The organism is Psychrobacter piechaudii, from assembly GCF_900162825.1.
In the GTDB taxonomy this organism is placed as follows: Bacteria; Pseudomonadota; Gammaproteobacteria; order Pseudomonadales; family Moraxellaceae; genus Psychrobacter; species Psychrobacter piechaudii.
On sequence record NZ_FUGE01000181.1, the window covers coordinates 1 to 10328 of the forward strand.

Consider the following 10328-nt stretch of genomic DNA (forward strand, 5'->3'; position numbering starts at 1 on the left):
ATACTTAAGTTCAATTACTAAGTCTTAGAAACATAAGCGTCATCCTTAATTACATAGTATATCAATTTGAAGGGAGGCGACAACATATTAATGTGTGTAATTTAACTAAAACTGTCATAGAATTGTAAATTTGAAATTTAAACTCATTGATATTTAAGAAAGTTTGATTAAGGGCAAAATCTTATGACGATTCACATTGTACTTGTGCATCCTAGAATTCCAAATAATACAGGCAGTGCCATTCGCTTATGTGCAAATACAGGGGCACAATTGCATTTGGTTGAACCTTTAGGTTTTGACCTAGAAGACAAGAAGTTACGCCGAGCGGGTCTCGATTATCATGAGTACGCTAAGATGAAGGTGCATAAAAATTGGCAAGCGGCAAAAGAGGCGCTAAAAGAAGCGGGTTGTGAGCGCATGGTCGCCCTAACCACCAAGCTAAGCCATCCTTTTTATGATTATGACTTCAGTTCAAGCGAGTCAGATGGTTCGCAGCAAGATATTGCTTTGATTTTTGGTTCAGAAACGGCAGGATTGGCTGATGACATCCGCGAAGATATTGGCTCTGAAAACTGGTTAAGGCTACCTATGTTGCCTGATTCACGTAGTTTGAATTTGGCCAATAGTATCAGCATTTGTTTGTATGAGGTTTGGCGTCAGCAAGGCTTTTTTGGTGATGAGGGCCGCAGTACTGGGTATACTGAATTAACACCTTACGACCCTAAATAAGTTTAAATTATTGATGAATTTGCAGTAAAGGTGCTACAGGCAGTTTGGCGGTTTTGGTAAGCCTGCGATGCGATTAACATGGCGGGCAACCAAACCGGTGTTAAACATCTGTTGTAGTAATTGATTGCTAATTTGCATCTCGGGTAATGTTTTCATCAGATATTTAATCAATGGGCGGGTAGAGGGCGGATGATTAAACTCCGTATGAAACGCACGTACTTGCTGCAAAATAAGATAGTGATCGTCAGTTAATGTAACGGCTAATGTGTCGGCCAATTGCTGAGCCACTTCAGGCGTCCATAAATTATGATCGAGTAAATGACCTTCTTCATCCAGCTCTAATGCCAAATCTTGGCTCTCCAAACTTTTTGTGGCAAAATTTTTATTAAGCTCAGCATTTGAGGGGTAGTTGCCATTGGAGGTGCTGCTATCGAAAGTAGAAGATGGGCTCATGGGTGACTCGTATCGATACAAAATTATAAGAAGGGACTAAGGCTCGGCTTACTATCATTTAAGTTGTAGATCATTTAAGTTGTAGAATTTAAAGTGACAACTCTGTCTACACTCTGAGTAAGCTGTACCCATTCATTATCATTAATCACACTTACTTTGCTCAAATTTAGGTTTTCTTTGGCTTGCTCGTTTAGCTGAGCAAGATCATCGTTCAAAACATAAATGGCATCAATATCAGTAATTTGTGATAGTAGCTCATCATCATAATTTATGTCATCAATATATGTTTTTAGCCAGGGTAGAGCAGCGACGGTTTCTGCCAATAGTAAGATACTGTCTCCAGAATGCCACAGTGGTGCCATCTCTCGGACCATGGCTTTTAGGGTATTCATCGGAGCATGTAGTTGAAATAAAGTAGACATAGCTTGGCTCTTTCTTATTGGGTATTAGGTCTTATAAAATTTCAGTTCTTATAGAGGTGTTAAGGTTTATAAAGCAATGGCCTTAAAAAGAGAACACTTGATCGAATTGATTAGAATCAAAGTCTTCTGGTATGAAATCCATTTGCGAAGATACCTCTTGAGGCACCATACCAAATATCCAGCTACTAAAGACGTCGTCTGGAAGCCAAGCGGGCGGGATGTCGTACAAATCTAAAGATTTAATCATGCCATGCAGTCGGCTCTCAGGCTGCATTAAGATACCAAATACAGAGCTGCCGAGCATCAGCTGAACTTGTTGACCAAAGCTTGCTAAGGTCAAGGCCAAAGCGCAGCCCTCATAAGTGGCAAGTTCTGTTCCTGTGGTTAAGCGAATGAGTATAGACACAGCGTATCCTTTTTATTTTTAAATATCAGGGATTAAGTTTTTAACATTAGGGTCTAAATATTAGAGTTGTCTTTATTATCAAAATAAATATTTTATCGCTAAAAAGTAACTACTTTCTGTGCCAATGATAACTGTTCGGCAAGCTCGCCTAGACCGACAAGTTCAAACCCTGCTGCCAAATTATTTCCCTCTAACTTATGCCGCTTAGCGTTGTCCTCATCGGTTATGCCGCGCGTCAACGCAGTACTAACGCAAACAGGCAATCTTAATTGATGCTCTTGGCTTAGCTGACTCCACAATTGAGTGAGGTTGGCTCGGTCTGCGGTTTGCCAACGTAAAGCATTACCAGTATTAGCCGCCTCACCATAAAAGAAGATATTGAGTTTAGGCCGAGATGACTCATCACTGCTTGAGCAATTTTCCAAAAAGGCTTTAGCGTAACGGTAAGCATGCCAAGCAATACTTTGGCTTGGGTCAACGTGAATCAATAACAGAGTATTTGTAGTTGTCATAAGGATATCAATCTGAATGAATATTTTAGGCTTTGTGGGCAATTAATAAGGCTAATTATACACCATTAGGGCCACACCGTATTTTACAAGAGGAGAATGAGAAGTGTGGCTTAAAGGCGACTGTCACAAAAATGTGATTAAAACGCCATAAAACTGTCAAATCTTTGCTTTAGGGTTTAAGGTAAGTTAACAAGTAATCTAAATTGGTAGCTATAAAATCGGTAGGTACAAATAGGTACAAATAGGTACAAATAGGTACAAAAAGTGGGCAGGAGATATCATGCTAAAGCAAAGTTTCAGTGATGGCGAGAGTAGACCAAATGTAGGAGCCATTGGGGGTATACAATACAGAAGTGTACCCACCAAACAAGCAAAATTGCTTCACATTTTATTGGTGACTGAAACTTGGCTGCCTGAGGTTAATGGCGTGGCGATGAGTCTGGGGCAGCTGATGTACCAGCTAAATCTAAAAGGACACCAAATAAGCTTGTTGCGACCTAAGCCGAGACATAATTCAACTGGCTCTATTACCGAAACAGAAACGCCTATAAAGCTCTCAAATTTTGCACAGCCTAATGACTCAGGATCTTACTTGAAGGTGATGCAGCATATTAAGCATGACCTTCAAGTAAAAGGGATGTCGATACCTAAGTATAAGGAGTTACAGTTTGGGGCGCCGGACTATTTTAAGATAAAAAATAAATTTCAACAGTTACAGCCTGATGTGGTGCACATCGCCACAGAAGGGCCGCTAGGGTTCGCAGCATTGTGGGCGGCAAAGGCATTAAACATTACAGTCACTACCGGCTATCACACTCAGTTTCATGACTTTAGTCGTCACTTTGGGTTGGGCATCTTAGCCCGACCTATGATGACCTATTTTAAATGGTTTCATAATGCGTCTCAGGCCACTTGTGTTCCGAGTCAAAAGACCTTCAATGATTTAAACTCATTGGGCTTCAAGCGTCTGTATGAAGTCGGGCGAGGAGTGGATTTAGAGCGCTTTAATGCTGCACACCGTAGTGAGAAATTAAGAGCTGAGTGGGGAGCGCATAGCCAACACACTGTATTACTTATGGTTAGCCGCTTGTCTCCTGAAAAGGGAGTGGACTTGGTTATTGAAAGCTTTAAGCTGTTACAGCGAGAGCAATTACACCGAGTGGTTAAGTTAGTCATAGTAGGTGATGGGCCAGATAGAGCACGCCTAGAATCACTGGCAGCGGGCACCAAAGAGGACATTATTTTTGCTGGAGCAAAAACAGGGAAGGCTTTATCAGAGCACTATGCCAGTGCCGATGTTTTCGTGTTCGCCAGTCAGGTAGAAACCTTTGGTAATGTAGTGGTCGAGGCCATGGCAAGCGGCTTGCCGGTATATGCATTTGATGATGCGGCGGCTGGCATGTTAGTAACGGAAAGAAGTGGTGTGTTAGTCAGTCTTGGAAATAAAAAAGAATTTATGGAGAAAGTCGCGAGCCTACCTAAAATGCAGGTGCTAAAAGAGCAAGGAGCAGAAGCTACTAAAAGTGTGGCTGGATTTTCATGGCAACGTCCTGCAAATCAAATGTTAAATATGTTCTACGACGCAATCCATCACAGTGAGTCGTCACGTTAATTTCACTTGAGTAGTTAATAATAAAAGCATAAGGGAGCAAAAAAAGTATAAGTAAGCACAGTATTGAGCATTGAATAAAGTATAAAGGCAAACCCGAGGGTCATGGTAAGTGTAAAGTAAATAATATCAATAAGTTATACTGCCTGCGGTTGTTATAATAACGGCCACAGGCTGAAGCAAATGAGGTTGGCATACAGTGTTACTAGCATAATCAGGTATAGCATCATGCCTGATTCAATTAAGCTACTAGATAAGGGGATAAGTCTTGAAAACAGATAAGTCGAGGCAACTGCCGGTCACTAAGTCGAACCCTGAGGTTGTGCCTAGCCCTATATTTACCTTCATGTCGCGTAACCGAGCTTTAGCGGTCTATGTGAATCAATTTGTTTCTTGGGACACCAGTCTTTGTATCCATATCAATCGTTATTCTACTAATTACGTTACTGCAACTTTTTTTAAAATAATTAGTAGATTAGGGGACGGCTGGTTTTGGTATGCCATGATGCTAGGAGCCTTTATAGTTCAAGGCTGGGAGGCCGTGGTGCCGGTAATAACGGTCATTTTGGTCAGCTGTTTAGGATTGGTTATCTATAAAATATTGAAGGTAAAAACGGTACGTCCCAGACCTTATCAAGTGCATCAAGTGATTGTACTAGGGGAGCGTCCACTGGATGTCTTTAGTTTTCCTTCGGGTCACACCTTACAAGCGGTGTTATTTACCGCAACCTTAGGCGGTTATTTCCCTGAGCTACTGCCGATTATGCTGCCTTTTGCACTATTAGTTGCTTTGTCACGTATGGTATTGGGGCTGCATTATCCTACCGATGTCTTGATTGGGGCTGCCATCGGTTATGGTTTATCGTTATGGGCCCCAAATATCCATCAGCTAGTGCAAGGTAGCTGGCCTGCCCTATAACAGATAACCTTATATATTACGCTGAAATAGGATACATTAGATATAAATTTTGTTGCTATCAGCATATATAAATTTAACATGAACAGTCATCTTCTAACCGCTTTTTATGTGGTAGGCTTATAGCTCACTAGTACTTTTAAGGAGCCGTGCCCTATCATGCCCTCTGAACATAGCTTTAATAATCCGTTGACTCAAGATCATTCTTCCCTGACAGCTAATCAGATAACAGCAGAGCACATACAGAAGCTGAAACTAGCCAGCCCTTTTGCCTATCAAGTCTGGAAAAGCAAACCCACCATTTGTCAAAACTTCTTAACCAGCTATCCCTTAGAGGAGGTATTAACTCGCCAACAAATTTGCGATTTGATTGATGACTATACTTTAGATGATGGTTTAGAGGGGGAGCTTGAACGGGCAGATGAAGCGGGCGTGATGAAAGGGCTACGCCGGCTACGTGAACTGCTTATGCTGCGCTGGATTTGGCAAGATGCTTTGGGGGTTATCCCACTTGAGCAGCTGACTGGTGAGTTGTCTAGTTTTGCCGATAATTGTCTTATTTTCGTCAAAGAGTATGCTTGGGAGCAATTAGTGGCACGCTACGGCAGACCAACGTATATCGATGAGAAAGGGCAGCTTCAGTATGATGATATGGCGATATTTGCTATGGGTAAGCTTGGGGCACAGGAGCTGAACTTATCAAGTGATATTGATCTGATCTTCGTGCACCGTGCTCGGGGTGAGACTGATGGAGATAAATCAAAGGGTACTAAGTGCATTGATAACAAGCGTTTTATGATTCGTTTGGGTCAAAGTATTATCAAGATTTTAGATACCTGTACCGCAGAAGGCTTTGTGTTCCGAGTCGATATGCGCCTAAGGCCTTGGGGTGAGGGGAGTGACTTGGCCATTCATCAGCCAGCACTAGAAAAGTACTTTTCTGCTCATGGGCGTGCTTGGGAAAGATTTGCCTGGTTAAAGGCGCGTATCATTAATGAGGTTGATCAAGACTTCGCAGATGATCTTGAAGACATAGTACGACCTTTTGTCTTTAGGTATTACGTAGACTATAGCGCCTTTGCCGCCCTACGTGAAATGAAGTCGTTGATTCAAAATCAAGTAGCACAGCGTGAGGATCTGGACAATATCAAACTGGGGGCTGGAGGCATTCGAGATATTGAGTTTGTGGTGCAAGCCTTTCAGCTGATTTATGGTGGTCGTCATCCGCAGCTGGAGGTTAAGTCTTGCTTAAAAGCGATGCAGGTGCTCAACGAGTTTGATTTTATTGACGATAAAACTTACGAGCAATTAGAAGAGGCTTATCGTTTCTTGCGTAGAGTTGAGCATGGCATTCAAGCGATACATGATCAACAGACCCAGCGCCTGCCGAACAGTGCTGAATATCAGAATAATTTGGCAGTGACTTTAGGGTTTGAAGATTGGCAATCTTTTTTACAGCGTCTAGATGAGCACCGCCAAAACGTTAATGTACCCTTTGATCGAATGGTCACTGAGCGTCAGATTCCAAAAGATGTCACTGTGACCAGTGATACGGAAGTGGAAAGTTTAGATAGCGTTTTAAATGAAGAAAATAAAGCCAAGCTTGAGCAGTTTTGGAACAGCAAAATGGTGGCCAATCTCTCAGAGGAAGCTAGAGGTCGCCTAGATGATGCTTATCCGGTATTGGTTCATGCACTATTAGAACACGAAAAGACGCAAGGTTTGGCCAATGTGGCATTTCCAAGATTGTTGGATTTAATTGAGGCTATTTGTCGTCGATCTATCTATTTGGTTATGCTGGCCGAAAACCCCAATGCTACTGTCAACCTGATTCCCATGTTGTCTGCCAGTCCTTGGATTGCAGGCGAGTTAACCCGCTATCCGGTATTACTAGATTCATTTTTACAGCAGCGTTATCGCCACTTACCGGATAAAGAAGAGCTTGCTGATATTCTACGCCAGAGCTTATTACGGGTCGAGCCAGATGATGAAGAGATGTTGCTTAACGTCCTTCGATTGTTTAAAAACACTCAGGTATTGGCGGTTGCTGCTAGCGATGTCTTAGCTGAGCGGCCTATTATGAAAGTGTCAGATTCGTTGACGGATATTGCTGAGGTAGTGCTTGAGTTTACGTTAGAGCGTGCTTTTTCTGAATTGGTTAAGCGTCATGGCTATCCGATTAATCAGCAAGGGGAGTCAGTAAATGAAACCAATAACGGCTTTGCTATTATTGGGTATGGCAAGCTTGGGGGGATCGAGATGTCTTATACCTCCGATCTGGATTTGGTATTTATTCATCAGATTAATGAGCAAGCGATGACCACAGGGGCTAAGCCGGTTAGTGGTATGAAGTTCACCGCTCGTTTGGCGCAAAAGCTGATGACTTATCTAAACACCCAAACCCGTGATGGCCGGGCCTACGAGATTGATATGCGACTGCGACCTTCGGGTAATGCGGGCATGATGGTAGTTTCTAGCCGATCCTTTGAGCGATATCAGTTAGAAAAAGCTTGGGTGTGGGAGCATCAAGCTTTAGTGCGTGCTCGTGCTATCTGTGGTGATAAACGAGTTATGAGTGCCTTTAACCATACCCGAAAGCAAGTTTTAGCGCGCAAAAGAGACATTGAAGATTTAAAGCAAAATGTCATTGAGATGCGCTCAAAAATGAAAGATCATTTAGGCAGTAATCAGCAAGCACAGCAAGAAGGTAAATTTCATCTTAAGCAAGATGCAGGCGGGATTGTCGATATCGAGTTTATGGCACAGTATGCCGTTTTAGCCCATGCTCACGACCATCCTGAACTGACAAAGTGGAGTGACAACGTTAGAATCTTCGAAAGCTTAGCTGAAGCCGGGGTGTGGGAGGCTGAAACCTGTGAAGGGCTTACCAGAGCCTATCTACTGCTAAGGGCTGCTATGCACCAAATTGCCTTGGCCAATGAGCCTATCGTGGTGGAGTCTTCGCACTGGGATCAGACCCGAGAATATGTGATATCGAAGTGGAATGAGATTGTAGTATAGCCATAATAAGCGTATATAACCAAATCAAATGCCTGGTAAAACTAAAAATTGATGGTCAATTTAAGGGGCAGTGCTATACTAAAATGGTCTATTTATTTTGGTTATCACTGGCTTAAAGGGGATAAATATCATGAGCATGGCAACGACAGAAGGCAAACTTTGGTTTAATAGCGAGATGATTAATCAGCCCGATGCTAAAGTACATGTATTAACTCACAGTTTGCATTATGGCATGGCAGTCTTTGAAGGCGTTAGAGCCTATCAGACAGAGAATGGTAAAACTGCTATTTTCAGATTGGATGATCATACTGAGCGTCTATTAGGTTCAGCCAAGATATTCCAGCTAGATGTTCCCTATGACAAAGCCACCTTAGATCAAGCCCAAAAAGAAGTGATAAAACAAAATGGCTTTGATTCCGCTTATCTGCGTCCACTTATCTGGGTAGGCGCTGAAAAGTTAGGTTTGTCTTCGCGGGGTAATAGCATTAATGCCATGGTTGCCGCTTGGAAATGGGGCGCATATTTGGGTGAAGAGGGTATCCAAAAAGGCATTCGTGTTAAAACCTCGTCATACACTCACCACATGACTAATGTGACTATGTGTAAAGCGAAAGCGGCCAGTAATTACCCAGTTTCAATTATGGCCAACCAAGAAGTGACACGTAGCGGTTATGACGAAGCCATCTTAATGGATCCTCAAGGTTATGTGTGTCAAGGTTCAGGTGAGAACTTGTTTTTAGTTAAAAATGGAGAGCTGCATACCCCTGATTTAGGCGGTGGTGCTCTTGATGGTATCACCCGTCGAACCATTATCCAGTTCGCCGAAGATTTGGGTATTAAAGTGGTTGAGCGCCGTATTACGCGTGATGAGTTCTACTTGGCTGATGAAATATTTATGACGGGTACAGCCGCTGAAGTTACCCCAATTCGTGAATATGATGACCGCATTATTGGTAATGGCGGACGTGGTGAGCTAACTGAGAAGTTGCAGAGCTTATACTTCGATGTAGTGCATGGTCGTAACGAGAAGTATATGCATTGGCTGAGCTTTGTGGATTAATCGAGTAACTTGTTTATTTTAAGGCAAGGGTTATTTATGGCGAATCAAAACTCAACCTCTGAGTCACAACCAATAAAGCAAATCATTTGTATCAAATGGGGAACTAAATATGGGGCTCATTATGCCAATAAGCTTTATGGCATGGTATCGCGCAATATAACCCCACCTTTTAGATTTGTGTGTTTTACAGACGACACGACAGGAGTTCGTCCAGAGATTGAATGCCAGGAGTTGCCACCTTTAGATGTCACTATGCCAACCAATACCTTAGGAAAATGGCCTAAATCTCGACTTTGGGGTGAAAAACTAGGTGATCTTACAGGTACAGTATTATTCTTAGATTTGGATGTGGTTATCGTAGATAGCTTAGATCCGTTTTTCGAATACGGTGATCCAGAAGATGTTATTTTGTCCTACAACCCAAGTAATCCTTTAGAAAAACTTGGTCAGACCTCATGCTTTAGATTTCAGGTCGGCTCGATGGTTTCTTTACAGGAGAAGTTTAAAGCTGACCCACAAGGCATTGCAGATAAATATCGCTTTGAACAGCGTTTTGTCACACGCAATGTACCAGGTGGTGTTAAGATTTTTCCGAAGCAATGGGTGGCTCACTTTAGACGTAAGTGCCGCCAGCCATTCCCGCTAAATTATTTTATACCGCCTAAAATACCTAAAGGGGCTCGCATAGTCATTTTCCCAGGCGGACTATATCCTACCAATGCTATTAATGGCCAGTATACTTCTAAGTCAGCTGATAATGCTGTAGATCATTTAAAGCAGCTAAAAGATCCAAAGAATTTAAAACGTTCCATACGCCATCTACGTCATTTCATATTACCGGTTGATTGGGTCAAGGAATATTGGAGAGAATAAAAGCTCATAATGTATTATTGTCATTGAGCTTATTTATTTATGTTGGAACGCGTTATGATACGTCATTTTGTTATTAACTTGAGTTGGGAAATCAATAGACGATCTCATATCGTCAAAGAATTTCAATCTAAAAGCTTACCATTTGAATTTTATGAAGCAGTTACCCCTCATACTAGTCAAAAAGTTGCTAAATCGCTAGATATTGATATAAGTAATACATTTTGTAGTGCTGGTGAAATAGCATGTTTACTGAGTCACGTATCATTATGGGAAAAAGCTATAGTTGAAAATATAGATTATATAGGGGTGTTTGAGGATGATATTTGT

Annotated in this window: 11 protein-coding genes; 7 read left to right on the plus strand and 4 right to left on the minus strand. The window is 42.0% G+C overall.

Annotated features, from left to right (window positions below):
* Nucleotides 1–183 precede the first annotated feature (183 nt).
* Nucleotides 184–729: a tRNA (cytidine(34)-2'-O)-methyltransferase gene (locus tag A1019T_RS10020; RefSeq protein WP_077451521.1), complete on the plus strand. Its 546-nt coding sequence runs from the start codon at nucleotides 184–186 to the stop codon at nucleotides 727–729.
* A gap of 33 nt (nucleotides 730–762) precedes the next feature.
* On the opposite strand, the gene A1019T_RS10025 is transcribed toward A1019T_RS10020, so the two are convergent.
* The 4 genes from A1019T_RS10025 to tusD form a co-directional block, all read right to left on the minus strand.
* Nucleotides 763–1182 carry a TusE/DsrC/DsvC family sulfur relay protein gene (locus A1019T_RS10025; protein ID WP_077451522.1) on the minus strand — a complete coding sequence of 140 codons (420 nt, stop codon included), beginning with the start codon at nucleotides 1180–1182 and terminating at the stop codon, nucleotides 763–765.
* Between the two features lie 74 nt (nucleotides 1183–1256).
* Nucleotides 1257–1604: a hypothetical protein gene (locus A1019T_RS10030; RefSeq protein WP_077451523.1), complete on the minus strand. Its 348-nt coding sequence runs from the start codon at nucleotides 1602–1604 to the stop codon at nucleotides 1257–1259.
* A gap of 82 nt (nucleotides 1605–1686) precedes the next feature.
* Nucleotides 1687–2010, minus strand: a complete 324-nt coding sequence (locus A1019T_RS10035) for a hypothetical protein (protein WP_077451524.1) — start codon at nucleotides 2008–2010, stop codon at nucleotides 1687–1689.
* A gap of 98 nt (nucleotides 2011–2108) precedes the next feature.
* Nucleotides 2109–2522, minus strand: a complete 414-nt coding sequence (tusD, locus tag A1019T_RS10040) for a sulfurtransferase complex subunit TusD (RefSeq protein ID WP_077451525.1) — start codon at nucleotides 2520–2522, stop codon at nucleotides 2109–2111.
* A 280-nt stretch (nucleotides 2523–2802) separates the two neighbouring features.
* Here tusD and A1019T_RS10045 point away from each other — a divergent pair, with 280 nt between their 5' ends.
* The 6 genes from A1019T_RS10045 to A1019T_RS10070 form a co-directional block, all read left to right on the plus strand.
* Complete coding sequence (locus A1019T_RS10045; RefSeq protein WP_077451526.1) at nucleotides 2803–4134, plus strand: glycosyltransferase family 4 protein; 1332 nt, start codon at nucleotides 2803–2805, stop codon at nucleotides 4132–4134.
* Between the two features lie 343 nt (nucleotides 4135–4477).
* Nucleotides 4478–5050 (plus strand): phosphatase PAP2 family protein, encoded by a 573-nt coding sequence (locus A1019T_RS10050; protein WP_077451527.1) that lies wholly within the window; start codon nucleotides 4478–4480, stop codon nucleotides 5048–5050.
* 156 nt (nucleotides 5051–5206) lie between these two features.
* The gene (gene glnE / locus A1019T_RS10055; RefSeq protein ID WP_077451528.1) at nucleotides 5207–8068 is read left to right on the plus strand and encodes a bifunctional [glutamate--ammonia ligase]-adenylyl-L-tyrosine phosphorylase/[glutamate--ammonia-ligase] adenylyltransferase; all 2862 of its coding nucleotides are present in this window, start codon (nucleotides 5207–5209) and stop codon (nucleotides 8066–8068) included.
* A 130-nt stretch (nucleotides 8069–8198) separates the two neighbouring features.
* On the plus strand, nucleotides 8199–9128 hold the full coding sequence (locus A1019T_RS10060) for a branched-chain amino acid transaminase (RefSeq protein WP_077451529.1): 930 nt from the start codon (nucleotides 8199–8201) through the stop codon (nucleotides 9126–9128).
* A 36-nt stretch (nucleotides 9129–9164) separates the two neighbouring features.
* A complete protein-coding gene (locus A1019T_RS10065; RefSeq protein ID WP_077451530.1) occupies nucleotides 9165–10001 on the plus strand; it encodes a glycosyl transferase in 837 nt (278 codons plus the stop codon).
* Nucleotides 10002–10055: 54 nt separating this feature from the next.
* Nucleotides 10056–10328 (plus strand): glycosyltransferase family 25 protein (locus tag A1019T_RS10070; RefSeq protein ID WP_167366864.1); only part of this gene is annotated, 273 nt, incomplete at its 3' end.